Below are 17,373 nucleotides of genomic sequence, written 5' to 3' on the forward strand. Positions count from 1 at the left end.
GGGCTACTCCTCGGCTGCTTCGGGTACTTCGTGGGGGTGTTCGTCGGCGGCCCCGGGCTCGGTCGTCCAGGCCACGACGTAGGCGCGCCGAGGCAGGGCGGGCGGATTCGCCACCGACGCGCAGTGCACGGTGTAGAGGCGTTCCAGGCGGCCGGAGACCAGCAGCCGGCTGCCGTCCGGGGTGGTCTCCAGTACCGCGAAGTCCCGTGGCCGACCGCCGAATCCGACGCCCTCGGCCTTGGCCACCGCCTCCTTCGCGGCCCAGAACCGGGTGAACCACAGGGCCTCCGTGCCGGTGCCGTCCGCCGACCGGGCGTGCAGCAGGCGCAGTTCGGCCGGGCCGAGCGCGGTGGCGAGCGTGGCCGGATCGCGCTCGGTGACCTCTTCGATGTCGATGCCGGGGCCGGGCCGCGGGGAGTGCGGCCGGACGATCGCCACGCCCGCCTCGGCCCGGTGGGCGAGCGAGACGTCCAGCGGGGGCAGCGCACGGCCGTGCACCCCGGTGACGCGGGGGCGGCCCAACTCGTCGTTGAGCACCCGCAGTTCCGCCGGGAAGACGGGGCCCTCGCCGTGCTGCCACAGCCACTGCCGTACGGCGTCCTTGACCGCGATCCGGCCGAGCAGCCACTGCCGGCGGCCGCGCGGCGGGCGTGCGGCGTACGCGGCCCGCTCGGCGGCGCCGAGAATGTTGCGCATGATCAGCTCGCGTGAGGCGAGGTCCGGCCAGCGCTCGTGCACCAGCGCCCAGCCGCCGGGCACGGCCTGGGACAGGGTGTGGCGCTCGGGGAAGCGCTCGACGGGCCGGGTGGTCGGGTCGTTGTCGAAGCGGCGGTCCTGCCAGCCGCCGATCACGGCCCACACCCGGCCGCCGACGGTCAGCTCCGCGTCGGCCTCCAGAACGGTGTCCGTGAGGGAGGTGATCCGCAGCACGCAGCCCACCTCGGTGCCGGGGGCCGGGTGCGGCCCGTGGAACCGGATGTGCCGCATCCGCACGGGGAAGACGACGGTGCGTTCGGTACGCGTCGCCATGATCCAGTAGCCGAGGAGCTGGCCCACGTTGTCCAGCAGGGCGCCCGGCGCGGTGGGTGCGGTGATCACTCCCCGGATGTGCCGCTCGCCGATGGCGGTGAGGTCGGTCAGCCCCTGGAACCCGGGGCCGTGGAACATCCAGCGCTCACGGTAGATCTGGGCGGCGGTGTGCTCGGGGCGGCGCTCCGACGCCTCGGGGAGCGGGCTCGGCGGCGGTGGTCCGGGGTGGTGGGGGGCGAGTTCGACCGTGGCGCGGGCCGTGTGACCGAAGGCGACGGTGAGGCGGTCCGGGCGGCCGGGGTCCGTGGTGACGGTGACCGGTACGTCGACGGGAGGTGTGGCGGTGAGCCACCGGTCGAAGCGGGCTTCGTGCACGGCGACCGCCCGCAGCCCGGGGGCGGCCGCCTCCGCCGCGTCCATCAGCTGCCCGATGATCGTGGTCGCGGGAACCACCGGCCACCGGTCCTCGACGTCCGGCCAGCCGGGGCGCTGCGGGAAGAAGCAGTGGTCCAGGAGGTGGGGCATGGTCTGGGGGCAGACGCGGACGGTGGTGACGGTGGGGGCGGTGCCGGTGGCTGCGGTGGGGGTGCGGGGGGTGCCCGGGGGCCCGGCGGAGGTGGGTGCGGTGCCGGTCGGCGCGGTGCGGGCGGGCACGTCGCCCGTGGGCCCGGCGGGAGCCGGTGCGGTCCTGGCGGGCCCGGCCGCCGTGAGCGCCCCGGTGCTCGGGGCGCGGTGGCGGGCGGCGGTGATCAGCTGGGCCGCCGTGTCGGCGGTGTCCCGCAGCAGGGCGGTCAGTTCGGCGGCGACCGGGAAGCGCGTGGCGAGGCTGTCGAGTTCGCCGAGGCCGTGACCGCTCGGGACCTCCTGGGCCGCGCTGTACGCGGCGGACCGGACCGGGCTGTGTGCGGGTGCGGGTGCGGGGGGCGCGGCAGGCGGGTGCGGGGGTGTCGGGGGTGCGGCAGGTGCGTGCGGGCGCAGTTCCGTGCGGAGGGTGGCGAGGGTCGGCCCCTCCAGGGAGACGAGGGCACCGCCGAGGTCGAGCCGGACGGGCGGGCGGTGCCGTCGGGCCCGCCCCGGCGCGGCGGTGCGGGGCGGCAGTGCGGGCACCGTCTCCGCTCCGGCCGTCCACAACGCCGTTGCCACGCGGCGCAGTTGGGCCATGCCGTCGCGCTCCGGCGCGTTGGCGGCGACGGCCAGGTGGTCGCGGTCGCCGAGGGTGTCGCCGATCAGGGAGGTGAGCCGGCCGGGGCCGACCTGGACGAAGACGTGATGCCCGGCGGCGTGGAGGGCCTCGGTCAGCTCCCGGAAGCGGACAGGTTCCAGCAGATGCCGTACGAACAGCTCGCGCACCTCCGGCTCCGCCCCCGGGAAGGGCGCCGCGATCGTCCCCGACCACACCGGCACGGTCGGCGGGTGCAGCCGGAAGCGGGCGGCGGCCTCCTCGATGGGCGCGAGGTACGGCTGCAGCATCGGCGTGTGGAAGCCGGAGCGGAAGGGCAGCACCTGGCAGATCACGCCCTGCGCGCGCAGCGACCGTACGAACTCCTCGACCGCCGCGCCGGGTCCGCAGACCATGGACTGGCGGGGCGCGTTGTCGTGGGAGAGCACGATCCCGAAGTCGGCCCAGGACTCGGCGAGCGCGGCGCGCACCTGTGCGGCGGAGGTGCCGAGGGCGGCGAAGGCGAGACCGGGGACGGTGACCGTGTCCGGGTCGAACTCGGCCATGAACGCGTCGACTTGGTCGGGGGCGTACAGTCCGGCCGCCGCCATCGCCGTCCATTCGCCGACGCTGTGCCCGGCGACCGCGTCCGGTACGACGCCCATGCGGCGCAGCGCCCGGTCCAGCAGACGGCCCACGCCGACGACGCCGAACCCGTGCCGTCCGACGTCGTCGACCCGGACGTCGGTGCCGGGCGCCGGGGCGAGGCCGAAGTGGGCGGCGACGTCGTCCGTGCGGGGCGCGAAGTCGCCCTCCAGGCCGGGGAAGACGAACGCCAGGCGGTCGCCGGCCCGGCCGAGCAGCGGGCCCGGCCGGAACCACACGTCTCCTCGGCCCTGCCAGGCGCGGCTCTTGGCGACGGCGCGGCGGGCCAGGGCGAGTCGCCTGGCGGTCGGGGCGACGATGCCGAGCCGGACGGGACCGGCGCCGGGCGGCGGCCGGGTCGGGTCGAGCCCGGCGGCGAGGACGGCCGCGTCGTCGGCGCCGAGGCGGGCGGCGAGGTCGGTCACGCTGTCGGCGGCGAGCAGCAGGATCGGCTCGGGCTCGGTGACCTGTGCGGAAGCGGGGGCAGTGGCGGGCGCGGAGCGCCGACGGGGCCCCGCAGCGGCGCCCGGCGCCTCTTCCAGCACCACGTGGGCGTTGATCCCGCCGAACCCGAAGGCGTTGACGGCGGCGCGGCGGACCGGCTGCCGGGCGTCGGTCTCCCAGGGCCGGGAGCGCTCCAGGGTACGAAAGCGGGTCGCGGCCAGGGCGGGGTGCGGGTCCTCGCAGTGCAGGGTGGGCAGGAGGGTGCCGTGGTGGAGGGCGAGGGCGGCCTTGACCAGGCCCGCGACCCCCGCGGCCGGCATGGTGTGGCCGATCATCGACTTCACCGAGCCGAGCACCGGGCGGAAGCCGTCGTCACCGGCGGGCCCGAACACCTCGGCCAGCGTGTCAAGTTCGGCCGCGTCACCGGCGGGGGTGGCGGTGCCGTGGGCCTCCAGCAGGCCGAGGGAGTCGGGTGCGGCGGGGTCGAGTCCGGCGGCGTGCCAGGCCTGTCGTACCGCGCGGGCCTGTCCGCCCGGGTCGGGGGTGACCAGGCCCGCCGTGCGGCCGTCGCTGGCCACGCCCGTGCCCCGGATCACCGCGTACACCCGGTCGCCGGCGCGTTCCGCGTCGGCGAGGCGCTTCAGTACGACGACGCCCGTGCCCTCGCCGATGAGGATGCCGTCGGCGTCGCGGTGGAAGGGGCGGATGCGCTCGGTCGGGGACAGGGCGCGCAGTTGGGCGAAGACGCTCCACAGGGTGATGTCGTGGCAGTGGTGCACTCCCCCCGCCAGCATCAGGTCGCAGCGGCCGGTGGTGAGTTCGGTGACCGCCTGGTCGACGGCGATCAGGGAGGAGGCGCAGGCCGCGTCCACGGTGTAGGCGGGGCCGCGCAGGTCGAGCCGGTTGGCGATGCGGGAGGCGGCGAGGTTGGGGACGAGGCCGATCGCGGACTCCGGGCTGTCGGGGCCGAGCCGATCGGTGAACGCCGCGCGGACGCGGGCGAGCTGCCCGGCGGTCAGGTCGGGCAGCAACTCGCCCAGGGTGCGGGTCAGTTGTGCGGCGGTGCGCACCCGTTGGTCCAGGCGGACCAGGCCCGGTGTGAGGTAGCCGCCCCGGCCGAGCGCGACACCGATGCGGTGGCGTTCGGGCAGCCGCTCCTCGCCTCCCGCGTCGGCGAGGGCGGCGGCGGCCACGTCGAGGGCGATCAGCTGGTCGGGCTCGGTGCCGGGCACCGAGGCGGGCATGATGCCGTAGCGGGTGACGTCCACCTCGGCCAGGCCGTCGACGAACCCGCCGCGCCGGCAGTACACCTGGTCCGGGGCGGCGGGCCCGGCGGCCGGTCCGGGCCGGTAGTAGTCGGCGTCCCAGCGGTCCGCGGGGACCTCGCCGATCGCGTCGACGCCGTCGCGCAGGTTGCGCCAGTAGGCGTCGAGGCCCGGAGCGCCGGGCAGCAGCACCGCCATCCCGACGACGGCGACAGGAGTGTGACGCTCCGTCATGTCACCAGCCCGACGCGGTGTAGACGACGGCGCGGGCCGACGGATCGCCCCAGGCGAGTTCCCGGAGCAGGGCCGCGGTCCCCTCGTCCGGGTCGATCAGCTCGATGCCGCGCCGGGCGTACTCGCGGCCCAGTTCCGCGCCGACCATGCCGCCGTGCGTCCCGGACGGCGCCCAGGGGCCCCAGTGGACGGTCAGCGCACGAGCGCCCGTGCGGGCGGCCCAGTCGGCGCCGAGCGTCTCGAGGGCGTCGTTGGCGGCGGCGTAGTCGGCCTGGCCGCGGTTGCCGAGGACGGCGGCGACACTGCCGAACAGCACCGTGAACGCGGGTGTGCCGGGCAGGTCGTCCAGGGCGGCGAACAGCGCGGTGGCCCCGGCCGTCTTCGTGCCGTAGACCCGCTGGAAGGACTCGGGGCTCTTCTCGGCGATCAGCCGGTCCTCGATGACTCCGGCGGCGAAGACGACTCCGTCGAGCCGGCCGTGATCCGCGTGGATCTCCTTGACCGCCTGCAGGACGGCGTCCCGGTCCCGGAAGTCCACCGAGCGGTAGCGGGCCGCGCTGCCGAGGGCGCCGAGTTCGGTGAGGGTCGTGGCGATCTCCCGCTGGGCGAGGATCCGCTCGGCGGCGCGGTTGATGTCGGCGGGCCGGGGCGCGCCGGGCCCGGCGGCGAGGGCCGCGCGCAGCTCGACGGGGGTACGGGCGGCGACGGTGTGCGGGTCCTCGGGACCGGCGGGCGCGGGGGTGCGGCCCAGCAGCTCGACACGGCAGCGGCAGGCGCCGGCCAGCGTGGCCGCGAACCTCGCGGTGATGCCCCGGGCACCGCCGACCAGCAGGACGACGGAGTCCCGGTCGAGGCCGAGCGCGGCCGCCTCGGCGGCGCCGGGTCCGGCGGGTCCGGCGCCGGTGGCGGCGAGCGGGCCGAGCGGCGCGGGCACCAGCTCCAGCCCCTGCCGGGCGCCGGCCGCCGTACGCAGCACGACGGGAGCGGGTCCGGGTGCGCGCAGCTCGGCGAGCACGGCGTCGGCCACGGCCGCCGGGGCGGTGTCGGCCACGGCGACGACCCGTGCGAGCAGGTCCGGGTACTCGCACACGACGCTGCGGAACAGCCCGTCCAGACCGGCGGCGCGCAGGGCGCCCGCGGGGTCGGCGGCCCGGACCGCGAGCAGTCGGCGCGGGCCGCACGCGAGCGCCGCCCGCAGCACCGGGAACGCGTCCGGCAGCACCGGGAGGTCCGGGCCGGGCAGCGCGTCGAGGTGGACGACGCCGTCGACGGGACCGTCGGATCCGGTCAGGAGGTGGCCCCGGTCGAGGAGCACGGTGTCAGCACCGTGCGCCGCGAGCCGCGCCGCGACCTCGGCCGCCGCCCCCTGCGCCGCTCCCAGCAGGGCGAAACGCAGGCCGGACAGGTCGGGGTCGGGGGCGGGGACATGCGCGGCGGCCAGCTCGCGCTCCGGCTCCGCCAACGGCACGGGCCGTAGCTCATGCCGCCGGGGAGCCACCCCGAGAGCGGGGAGCCGCGCCGACGCGGACCGCTGTCCGCCGGCTCCCTCACCTTCCTCTGCCGGGTACGACGCCTCGGCTGTTTCCGCCTGGTACGACGCCTCGGCCGGCCCGTCGGCTCGGCCCGCCTCGTCGCCCGTGTGCGTGGCGACGCGCGCCGTCAGCCAGCCCGTCACGGCCGCCGCCGTGCGCGCCTTGGCCAGCTCCTCCAGTTCGGCGTCGTCCAGCACATGGGCGCCGCCCGCGATGCCGAGGCGCTTGGCGAGTTCGCCCGCGATCTCGGCGCGCTTGATCGAGTCGATGCTGAGGTCGGCCTCCAGGTCGAGATCGGGCTCGATCATGTCGACGGGGTAGCCGGTGCGTTCGCTGATGATCTCCAGGACGACCCGCGCCACGTCGGCCACCGGCTCCTCCAGGTCCGGCTCCTCCACGTCCGGCGCGGACAACTGCGGTAGTGCCGAGGGGAGTTCGGGTAGCGGCACCGGTGCTGCCGGTTGGGGTGCGACCGGGACCGGTGGCACGGCGGCGCCGAAGTAGGTGAGCAGGACGTCGCGCTGTGCGGCGATCATCTCCCGGCTGGTGCGCAGGAATTCGGCGATGAGCGCGTCCCGGTCGGACGGGGCTCCGTACGGCTGGTCGGTGGTCACGGTCGCCTCCACGACTCGTCGGGCCGGTGCCAGGGCACCGGGCAGGAGTGCTCCGTCGGCGGTGCGGACGAGATGGCCGTCGACCGTCCAGCCGGGCCGTTTCGGTGCGGGGGTGCGCAGGGCGTCGATCGCGTCGCGGCCCCGCAGCAGCCAGGCGGTGCGCACCGGCTGTCCGGCGACGGCGAGCCGGGCGAGGGCGTCGAGCCAGCCGCGCAGACCGCTGTCGGCGGTCGGCTCGCAGGCGACCGTGCGGTGCGGGCGGTCGCCGAGGATCCGTCCGACCAGCCGGGTGAGGACCGTGCCGGGGCCCGCCTCGACGAAGACGCGCGCGCCGGCCTCGTACATCGCCTCGATCTGGGCGGCGAAGGCGACCGGGGCGCCGATCTGGGCGGCGAGTTCGGCCCGCACCCCGTCGGGGTCGGGCGGATAGGGCGCGGCGGTGCGGTTGGCCCAGACGGGGAACTCGGGCGTCCGTACCGTCTTGTCGGCGAGGATCTTGGCGAACCGTTCCCCCGCCGCGGCGACGAGCGGGCTGTGGAAGGCGCAGGCCACGGGGATGCGCCGGGCCCCGAGACCGGCGGCCCGCAGCAGCCCTGCGGCAGTCTCGACGTCTGCCGTCGGTCCCGAGATCACCGTCTGGTCCGGCGAGTTGAGGTTCGCGACGACGACGGAGCCGGGTGCGCCGGAGGTGCGCAGGATCCGTACGACGGTCTCGGCCGCGGCGCCGACGGCGGCCATGGTGCCCGGATCGTCGCCCGCCGCCGCCAGGATCGCCCCGGCCCGCTCGGCGCTCAGGTCAAGGAGGGTCTCGGGGTCGAGGGCGCCGGCCGCGGCGAGGGCGACCAGCTCGCCGTAGCTGTGCCCGGCGGCCGTGCCCGGGTGGACGCCGGCCGAGGTGAGGAAGGCGTGGGCGGCGAGGCCCGTGATGCCGAGGGCGGGCTGCGCGACCCGGGTGTCGGTGAGGGCGGCCCGGCGCTGTTCGCGGGCGCCGTCGTCGAAGGCGGCCGGTGGATGGACGGTGTCGGCGTGCGCGCGGCCGAGGTCCAGGTGGTGGCGCAGCTCGGGGAGGTGGACCAGGAGGTCGGCGAGCATGCCGGGGCGCTGGCTGCCCTGCCCGGGGAAGAGGAAGGCGACCTGGCCGGGGGAGGCCGCCGGGTCCGGCGGGTCCGCCACATGGATCCCGGCGGCCGGATCGTGCTCCCCGGCGAGGAGCCGCCGCAGCTGCCCGGTGAGTTCCCCGGTGTCGCGGGACACGAGCGCGGCCCGTACCGGTTCGTGCGAGCTGTCGGCGCGGCGGGCCGCGGCGAGGGCGAGGTCGCGCAGGCGCCAGGGACTGCCGTCGGCCTCGGCGGCCCGGAGGATCTCCTCGGCTTGCCGGTGGGCCGCCGCCGTGTCCCGGCCCCGGAACAGGAACAGCTCGGCGGGCCAGACGTCCAGGGCCTGGCGGGGCGGTACGGCGTCGGCGTGAGCGGCCAGCACCGCGTGGAAGTTGGTGCCGCCGAAGCCGAACGCGCTGACTCCGGCGAGGCGTTCGGCGGCCGGTGCGGTCCAGGGCCGGGCGCGGGTGTGGAAGACGAAGGGTCCGGTCTCCTGCGACCAGGCCGCATTGGGGCGCTCCAGGTGCAGGGTGGGCGGGGTGACCCCGGTGTACAGCGCGAGGGCGGTCTTGATCAGTCCGGCGAGTCCGGCGGCGCACTTGGTGTGCCCGATCTGCGACTTGACCGAGCCGAGCGCACAGCCGCCGGTGGCGGCGCCCGCCTCGCCGAACACCTCGGTGAGCACGGTGAGTTCGGTGCGGTCGCCGACGACGGTTCCGGTGCCGTGCGCCTCGACGAGGCCGACGTCCGCGGGTGACACACCGGCGTTGCGGTACGCGCGCTCCAGGGCCGCCCGCTGGCCCTCGGGGCGGGGAGCGGTCAGGCCGAGGGAGCGGCCGTCGCTCGCGGAGCCGAGGCCCTTGACCACGCCGTAGATCCGGTCGCCGTCCCGTTCGGCGTCCGCGAGCCGTTTGAGGACCAGGCAGGCCACGCCCTCGCCGAGGGCGATGCCGTCGGCCCCGGCGTCGAAGGCACGGGAGCGTCCGGTCGGGGAGAGCGCGTGGACGGAGGAGAACAGGACGAAGTCGTTGATGCCGTTGTGCAGGTCGGCGCCGCCGCACAGCACGAGGTCGCTGGTGCCGGAGACCAGCTCCTTGCAGGCCACGTCCAGGGCGGCGAGCGAGGAGGCGCAGGCGGCGTCCACGGTGAAGTTGGCGCCGCCGAGGTCGAGCCGGTTGGCGATCCGGCCGGAGATGACGTTGGCGAGCATGCCGGGGAAGGAGTCCTCGGTCAGCCGGGGCAGCTGCTCCTCGATGCCGTCGGGGACCTTGCCGTAGTAGGCGGGGAGGACGGCGCGCAGGGTGACGGCGTTGGACAGGTCGCTGCCCGCCTCGGCGCCGAAGACGACGGAGGCGTGCGCGCGGTCGAACTCCCGCCCCCGCTCGCCGTACCCGGCGTCCTCCAGCGCCCGCCGGGCCGCCTCGAGGGACAGCAGCTGGACGGGTTCGATGCTGCCGAGGGAGGCGGGCGGGATGCCGTAGCGCAGCGGGTCGAAGGGGATGCGGGGCAGGAAGCCGCCCCATCGGGACGCCGTGCTTTTGGCCGTGTGGTGGACGGCGGGGTCCCAGCGCTCGGGCGGCACCTCGGTGACGGCGTCGTGTCCGCCGACGATGTTGGCCCAGAAGGCGGCGAGGTCGGGGGCCTCGGGGAACATGCAGGCCATGCCGACGATCGCGATGTCGAGCGGCGGGGGCGGTGCCGGGCGGGCCGGGCGCGGCGGGCTCGGGCGTACGGCCCGCCCGATCCGCTCGGCCCGCCGCGCCAGGAAGTCGGCGGCGCCGTCGGTCACCGAGCGGTGCAGGTCGGCCAGGGTGGTGGTCGCCGAGCGCAGGACGGCGACCTCGCCGGCCATGAACATCCCGTCCGCGAGCTGGCGTTCCTCGCCGACGGCCGTCAACGCGCCGCCGGTGTCGCGCTCGACTCCCTTGCTGGCGATGCGCAGTCGGCCCACGTTGAGCCGTTCCAGGCGTTCCCAGATGTCGCGGCCGGGCAGACCCTGCGCCCGTAGCGCGGCCTCCCGAGCGCGGTAGTCGGCGGTGAAGGGGCTCGGGACACAGCGGGTGGCGTGGCCGGGGGCGGTCTCGAGCAGGGCGGTCGCGGTCGCGGCGAGGACCTGCCGCTGGAACAGCGGCCGAACGGCGCCGTGGGCGACGGCCTCCACGGTGAACAGGTAGGCGGTGCCCATGAGGACGCCGACGGCGGCGCCCCGGGCGGTGAGCGGCGCGGCCAGGGCCGCGACCATCGCCGCGGACCGCTCGTCGTGCACGCCGCCGGCGAAGAACACCTCCAGCCGCCGGGCCTGCGCGTCGTCGGCGTCGGCCAGGAAGTCTTCCAGCACCGCGAGTTGGGCCTCCCACAGCGGGAAGGAGGCCCGGGGCCCCACGTGCCCGCCGCACTCCGCCCCCTCGAACACGAACCGGCGCACGCCTGCGTCCAGGAACTGCCGCAGCAGCCCCGGCGAGGGCACGTGCAGGAAGGTGCGGATCCCGGCCCGCTCCAGCGTCTCGGCCTGGGCGGGCCGGCCGCCCGCGACGATCGCGTGCGTGGGCCGCAGCTCCCGTACGGCGTCGAGCTGGGCGTTCCTGATGTCCTCGGGCGCGAAGCCGAGCACGCCGACGCCCCAGGACCGGCCGTCCAGCACGGCCCGTGCCTCGGTGAGCATCGTCCGGGTCCGCTCGCCGTCGGCGAGGGCCAGCGCGAGGAACGGCAGCGCCCCGTCCGCGGCCACGGCGGCGGCGAAGCCGGCCTGGTCACTGACCCGGGTCATGGGCCCCTGTGCCACCGGGAACCGGGTCCCGAGCGCCCGACTCATCGCCGACCCGGCCCGCAGCGCGGACACGGGACCGCACTCGACCGGACCACGGCCCCCGACTGCCAGGGGGCCACTGTCGGCCACCTCGGGCGTCACCGCAGCCGCCGGACCGCCGTCGACCACCCCGGACGTCGCCGCAGCCGCCGGACCGCCGTCGACCACCCCGGGGGGCACCGCAGCCGCTAGACCGCCGTCGGCCACCCCGGACACCGGGCCACCGTCGGCCACCCCGGGGGTCGCCGCCGATGCGGGGTGCCCGTGCGCCACCCCGTCCGTCGCCGCAGGCACCGCGCCGCCCTCGGCCACCGCGTGGATCGCCGCCGACAGCGCCCGCACCACCCGCCGTACGTCCCCGTACCGTTCGGCGAACCGGGCGGCGAGGAAGCCGTCCTGGCCCACCGGGAGGAGTTGTTCGCGCAGGTCGCGGGTGCCCAGCAGGGGTGCGACCGCCTCGGGGGCGTCCGCCGGTGGTCGCGGGGCGTCCGGTCCCCGGCGCCGTAGGACCCGGTGGCCGCCCAGTACCACGGTCTCCGAGCCGTCCAGGGTGCGCAGCACCGCTCGGACCTCCTCGGGCAGACCCGATTCGGGGAGCAGCGCGAGCTGGCTGTCGAGGACGACCCCGGCGGCACCGCCGGCCACGGCGGCCGCCGCCGTACGCGGCCCGATGCCGCCGCATGCCCAGACCGGGAGCCGGCTCACCTCCGCGTCGGACAGCAGCTGTTGGAGCAGGACGAAGGTGCTCAGGTCACCGATCCGGCCGCCGCTCTCGGCGCCCCGGGCGATCAGCCCCCGGGCACCGGCGCGTACGGCCGCACGCGCCTGCCCGAGGTCGGTGACTTCCGCCAACACCCGGACGGACGAGGGGAGTTCGGCGATGGTCCAGGGTGCGTCCGGCGTGTGGACCACGATGTCCGGGACGTCGCCGACGTCGGCCGGGGTCAGGGCGCAGCGCCCGGTCACCCGTATACCGAACGGGCCCGGGGCGGCCCGTCTCAGCCGCGACAGTTCCTGACGTGACACTCGGTCACCCGTACCGAGGTCGAGGATGCCGAGTGCGCCGGCGGCGCAGGCGGCGGCGGTGAGACCTGCGTCGGGTTCTCCGCAGGGGGTGAGGCACAGGACGAGGTCATGGGCGCGCACAGGCGAGGTCATGATGCTCCGGCACGATCGGCGAGACTGCACGGTGGGGGGTGTGCGGCGGAACGCTCTGGTGCGAGGGCACCGGAACCTAGCCCGGGGCTACTCATGGGTCAATAATGTCGCACCCATTTCACGGCCGGTGACATCGATTCGGCCAGGTGGTCGAATTCCCCGCAAGAACCGGAAACGCCGTCATTCCGCCCACGGGTGCAGGCGCGGGACCACCCGGGTCCACGCGCCACACCACCACAACCCCGTCAAAGCGTCCGGCCGCTTCACCGTGCACTCACCCGGCCGCAACGCGCCGGGACATTCGGTCGGCATCTGTAAATTCCGCATGACTTCGCCGCTGTGGCTCGAACGCGGTCCGGCCTTCGGGAGACAGTGCGCGGCAGGTCACCCCAGCAGCGCCCCCGCGATCGTCGCCGGTGCGGCGACGGTGGGGGCGATCGGCGACAGGACGTCGTGGGCCGCGCGCATCACCTCACCGGGCGACACGGGACCGGCCCACCGCCGGTCGCGCTCGGTGCGGACCTGAGCGATCCGGGTCTCGCCCGCCGCACCCGATTCGCCGGGCCCACCGCCCCCGCCGTCGCCGCCCTCGCCCGCGCCCTGCGGCATCCCGCGCGACGGACCCGCGTGCGGCACGCCCCCGAAGCCGCCGTCCGGACGGCCCGGCTGCCCGTCCCCCGGCGCATCCGCCCCGCCCGGCGCCCCGTCCGACGCCCTGGCCTCGCCCGCAGGACCGACGACACCGGGAACCCCTCGGACACCGTCAGCCCCCGGGGTACCGCCGGTGCTGCCCGGGGAGGCGGGAGCGCCGGGCACCGCCGCGTCGGGCCGCCGTAGCCCGTACACACCCGGATCCAGCACCCAGCGCTGCTCCGGCGAGCCGTCGCGCGGCGCCAGCCCGACCCGGGCCGTCGTACCGCCGGGGCCGGGAGCGAGCGCGAGGCCCTCCTGCCCGCGGAGCAGAATCTCGCCACGCACGGTGAAGTCGTACGTCACCTCCCCGGCGTGTACGACGCAGCCTGCCAGCACGACGTTCCTGGTGCCGGGGTCGGCGGCCAGGCACAGGGACGGGTCGGCGGCGCTGCGCAGCAGTCCGTCGTCCCGGTACGACCACTGTTGCGTCGCGGCGGACGTGCACGGCGCGAGGCCGACGCCCGCGCCGGCCTCGGCACCGTCCCCGCGCACGTCCAGGCAGCGGCCGGAGCGGAGGTCGCGCAGGCCGCCGTGGGCGATCTCGACGGGGTCGCCGACCGAGGCGGCGGAGGCGGCGGAGGGCGAGGTGACGGATCGGGCGTCGCCGGGCCGGGTGGTGCGGCCGGCAGGGGCGCCCCAGGTGTCGCCCGGCGCGGGGACACCGTTGTCATCGGACCAGCTTCTGACCACGAGGACGGTGGCGAGCAGCGCGAGCGAGGTCAGTCCGACGCCGACGGCCACGGCGGTGCGGTGGCGGCCGCCGTGCGCGGTGCGGTGTCTGCCGCCGGGTGCCGTCGCCGCCGGGTCGGGCGCGGGCGGCGCCTCCTCGGCGGGGACGCGTCCGGGTCGCGCGTCGAGGTAGCGGCGGGCTCCCCAGCCGAGCACGGTCTCGGCGAGCAGGAGGCCGAGACCGTCTTCGAACCGGGCGAAGGTCTCGGCGGCGTGCCGGCAGTACGCACAGACCGTCAGATGCTGTCGGACATCCGGCAGCAGGGCGCCGCCGCGGCGCAGAGGGACGTCCAGGAGCCGGTTGTAGAAGCGGCATTCCCTGGAGGGCGCGAGTTCTCGGTGGGCGCGTACGCAACCTCCTCGGAATTGCTCGCGCGCCAGTGCCAGGGCGGCCGTCGCGGTGGCCGGGGCGATGCCCAGCAGACCGGCGGGTATGTATATGGGTTCGGCTTCGACCTCGATGTGCCAGAGAAGGCATTGCGAGGCGCCGGGAAGGGCCCGGAATGCGCGTTCGGCGAGTTGTCGCCTTTCCGGCGTTCCGGGCTTCGTCGCGCGCAGTCCGCGACCTCCGGTGGGGCGGCGCAATTCCGGCAGCGTCGCGCAGGCGGCTTCGTCCGCCGCCCAGGCGCGGACGGTGTCACGGACGGCGACCAGCAGCTGGGGGCGCAGGGCGCCGCCGATCGCTCCGCCGGCCATCCGGCCGAGGACCTCGTGGAAGGCGGCGGTGGCGACGAGTTGGGCGGTGGGACCGGCCGAGGCCAGGCAGACGACGGCGTAGTCGCGGGCGGCCCGCCAGTGACGGGCCAGGAGCAGGGCGACGGCGTGATGGCGGACGTGGTGCGGGCCGCCGAGTCCGGCGACGAGATCACGGTCGGACTCCCCGGGCGCTCCGGGCAGTGGCGGGTACGGCGGGCGTGGGGGGTGAGGGGACTGCACGGAACCATTTCCTTTCCAGCCGCAGGACAGCACGTGGAATGCCGTCCTGTCGGAAAGCAGTGCCGATGTGGTGCATACCTGGATCTGGTACATACCTAAAGGGCCGGCCTGGGCGCTCGGCGCCCGCCTTTGCCCTCCCGCAGGGAGGCTCACCTTCGCACACGCGACTCATAGGAAACAAGAAGTTCGAATGACTCGACTTCAAAGTCGGCGAATTGCATGACAGTTACCGCCGGTATCACTTCACAGGCGGTTCCCATGTATCTCCGGGCGCGCTCTCATCCGCGCCCCCCAGCATGGGCCGCATGATCGCCCCCCACTCCTCAGCGACCCCCGCACGCCCCGGCACGGTCCGCAAGGCCGTCGTACCGGCCGCCGGGCTCGGCACCCGTTTCCTGCCCGCGACCAAGGCCACCCCGAAGGAGATGCTGCCGGTCGTCGACAAGCCGGCCATCCAATACGTGGTCGAGGAGGCGGCCGCGGCGGGCCTGGACGACATCCTGATGGTCACCGGACGGCACAAGCGCGCCATCGAGGACCACTTCGACAACGCCTTCGAGCTGGAGCAGGCGTTGGCGGCCAAGGGCGACACCGTGCGGCTGGACGCGGTGCGCGATCCGGCGCGGCTCGCCGACATCCACCACATCCGCCAGGGCGACCCGCTCGGCCTCGGCCACGCCGTGCTGTGCGCCCGCCACCACGTCGGGAACCAGCCGTTCGCGGTCCTCCTCGGCGACGATCTCATCGACGCCCGCGAGACGCTGCTGAGCCGCATGCTGGAGGTCCGCGAGGCGCGCGCGGGCAGCGTGGTGGCGCTGATGGAGGTCGCCCCGGAGCAGGTCCACCTCTACGGCTGCGCGGCGGTGGAGGCGACGGGCGAGGAGGATGTGGTCCGGGTGACGGGTCTGGTGGAGAAGCCGGCGCCCGGGACCGCGCCGAGCCGGTACGCGGTCATCGGCCGCTATGTCCTCGACCCGGCCGTGTTCGACGTCCTGGAGCGCACCGCGCCGGGCCGCGGCGGCGAGATCCAGCTGACCGACGCGCTCCAGGACCTCGCGGCGGGCGGCACGGTGCACGGGGTCGTCTTCGACGGTCTGCGCTACGACACCGGCGACAAGGCCGACTATCTGCGCACCGTGGTCCGGCTGGCCTGCGACCGCCCGGACCTGGGCCCCGAATTCCGGCGCTGGCTCCGGGAGTTCACGGCCGCACTGGCAACCGACCGCGCGCCGGGCAGCCGGGACGGGCATCGGGCCGCATGACCGCCACAGACGCGAAGAGGGGCTCTCGACGGAGCCCCTCTCCCGGCACCCGCCCTGCGGGTCCTAGCTGTTGGGACGCAGTGTCCAGACGACGGTCATCTCGCTCGTGACGGCGCCGTCCGCGCGCCGGATCTCGACCGCCACGGGGAACTCGGGGCGCTGCCCGGCGTCCAGTTCGGCGACGACCTCGGCGGCCGTACGGCCCAGCGTGGCGGTCGCGGTGACAGCGCCCATCGCCAGCTTCTTGTAGGCGATCTCGGCGCGGACGGCGAGCGGCACCGCGCGGGTCAGCTGGTCGCCGAAGGCGGCCAGCACGATGGCCCCGCTGGCCGACTCCCCGAGCGTGAACATCGCACCGGCGTGCGGCCCGCCCACGTGGTTGTGATAGGCGTCCTGGTCCGGAAGGGACACGACGGCCTTCTCCGGGGTGGTCTCCTGGAAGTCCAGGTTCAGCGTCCGGGCCATGGGCACGGTGGCGGCGAGCATCTCGCCGATCGACATCTGGTCTGCGCTCATGACCTCATGTTACTCACGAGTAGCAGAAACTGGCCAGCACGAACCGCAGCTCGCCCCTCATCGCTATCACCCTGACGAGGACCGGTGACCGAATCGTGTCCCCGACAGCACTAGGGTTACTGGCCATGTGGCCAGATCAGCAGCCGCCAGGGGGCGCGCAGAACCCGCAGGGCAACCCGCAGAACAACCAGCAGGGCAACCCTCAGCACAACCCGTATCAGCAGCCGGGTTACCAGCAGCCGAACCCGTACCAGCAGCCCGGGTACCAGCAGTATCCGCAGGCCGGGCAGTACGACCAGCAGCAGTACGGCCAGCAGCAGCAGTGGGGGCAGCAGCAGCCGCCCACCGTGCCCGTCCCGCAGGCCCCGCAGGGCGGCGGTGGCCGCACGAGGCTGATCGCGATCGTCGCGGCCACGGCGGTCGTGGTCGCCGCCGGTGTGACCGGCTATCTCGTCCTCGGCGGGAAGGACGACAAGAACAACCAGGCCGACAATGGCAAGAGCGGGCAGCACACGAGCCAGTCACCCACCTCCCAGCCCACGCCCACCTCGTCGGCGACCGACGACCCGCGCGGCACCCAGTCGGAGAAGCCGACCGTCGCCGGCTGGAAGGTCGTGGTGAACCCCCGGTGGGGCGTCGCCTACGACGTGCCCGCGGACTGGGAGATCCAGGCCCCCGGCCTGGACACCGGCTTCGACTTCCCGAAGACCGAGAAGGACAAGGCCATCGTCATGTCGGGCACAGCCCAGGACAAGCCGAAGTGGTGCACCTCCGACGACGACAAGGACGGCCGCACCGACGACACCCCCCTGGCGGTCGTGGGCTCCAAGGGCGCGAGCGGCGCCAAGGACACCGACGAGATCGCGATCAACACGCCGGCCTGGTGGGTCTACGGCGGCTACACCCAGCCCGACAAGAAGAGCATCACCTTCGACAAGAAGGCCACCCCCTTCACCACCGATTCGGGCATCAAGGGCAGCTACGGCTGGGCCCAGTCGACCCACACGCCCAAGAAGGGCAAGTGCGTCACCGACGGCAAGGCGCTCACCTTCGGATTCCAGAACTCCGCCCACGACTATGTGTCGTTCAACTTCTACGGGGCCTCGGGAGTGAACGGCGAGGTGCCCAAGGCGACCATCATGAAGATCCTCGGCTCGGTCCGGCTGCACGGAGACCCGACGAACCAGTGAGCCGGTCCGGCTCGTGAGGGCGAGATCCGGTTGCCCGCGCGCCATGCGCGGGCAATGGTCGCCC

General features: G+C 75.2%; 6 protein-coding genes. 2 read left to right on the forward strand and 4 right to left on the reverse strand.

The window, feature by feature from the left end; genetic code table 11:
• Nucleotides 1-3: 3 nt before the first annotated feature.
• From AQI95_RS39930 to AQI95_RS39940, 3 genes are all read right to left on the reverse strand, one after another.
• On the reverse strand, nt 4-4,776 hold the full coding sequence (locus AQI95_RS39930) for a type I polyketide synthase (protein WP_067135745.1): 4,773 nt from the start codon (nt 4,774-4,776) through the stop codon (nt 4-6).
• A gap of 1 nt (nt 4,777) precedes the next feature.
• Nucleotides 4,778-11,983, reverse strand: coding sequence for a type I polyketide synthase (locus AQI95_RS39935; RefSeq protein WP_079071856.1), 7,206 nt, complete (start codon nt 11,981-11,983; stop codon nt 4,778-4,780).
• Nucleotides 11,984-12,367: 384 nt separating this feature from the next.
• A complete protein-coding gene (locus AQI95_RS39940) occupies nt 12,368-14,341 on the reverse strand; it encodes an RICIN domain-containing protein (RefSeq protein ID WP_067135747.1) in 1,974 nt (657 codons plus the stop codon).
• 305 nt (nt 14,342-14,646) lie between these two features.
• Here AQI95_RS39940 and galU point away from each other — a divergent pair, with 305 nt between their 5' ends.
• The gene (gene galU / locus AQI95_RS39945; RefSeq protein ID WP_067135877.1) at nt 14,647-15,603 is read left to right on the forward strand and encodes a UTP--glucose-1-phosphate uridylyltransferase GalU; all 957 of its coding nucleotides are present in this window, start codon (nt 14,647-14,649) and stop codon (nt 15,601-15,603) included.
• A 63-nt stretch (nt 15,604-15,666) separates the two neighbouring features.
• On the opposite strand, the gene AQI95_RS39950 is transcribed toward galU, so the two are convergent.
• Entirely contained in the window at nt 15,667-16,119 is a 453-nt protein-coding gene (locus AQI95_RS39950; protein WP_208614381.1) for a DUF4442 domain-containing protein, read from the reverse strand.
• Between the two features lie 125 nt (nt 16,120-16,244).
• On the opposite strand from AQI95_RS39950, the gene AQI95_RS39955 reads away from it, so the two are divergent.
• Nucleotides 16,245-17,309, forward strand: a complete 1,065-nt coding sequence (locus AQI95_RS39955) for a DUF8017 domain-containing protein (protein WP_067135751.1) — start codon at nt 16,245-16,247, stop codon at nt 17,307-17,309.
• The last annotated feature ends 64 nt before the right edge of the window (nt 17,310-17,373 follow it).

This window comes from Streptomyces yokosukanensis (assembly GCF_001514035.1).
Lineage (GTDB): Bacteria > Actinomycetota > Actinomycetes > Streptomycetales > Streptomycetaceae > Streptomyces > Streptomyces yokosukanensis.

Excerpts from the sequence above, each read along its gene's own strand:
- AQI95_RS39930 (WP_067135745.1), bottom strand. The coding sequence starts at position 4,776 with ATGACGGAGCGTCACACTCCTGTCGCCGTCGTCGGGATGGCGGTGCTG.
- AQI95_RS39935 (WP_079071856.1), bottom strand. The coding sequence starts at position 11,983 with ATGACCTCGCCTGTGCGCGCCCATGACCTCGTCCTGTGCCTCACCCCC.
- galU (WP_067135877.1), top strand. The coding sequence starts at position 14,647 with ATGATCGCCCCCCACTCCTCAGCGACCCCCGCACGCCCCGGCACGGTC.
- AQI95_RS39950 (WP_208614381.1), bottom strand. The coding sequence starts at position 16,119 with ATGAGCGCAGACCAGATGTCGATCGGCGAGATGCTCGCCGCCACCGTG.
- AQI95_RS39955 (WP_067135751.1), top strand. The coding sequence starts at position 16,245 with ATGTGGCCAGATCAGCAGCCGCCAGGGGGCGCGCAGAACCCGCAGGGC.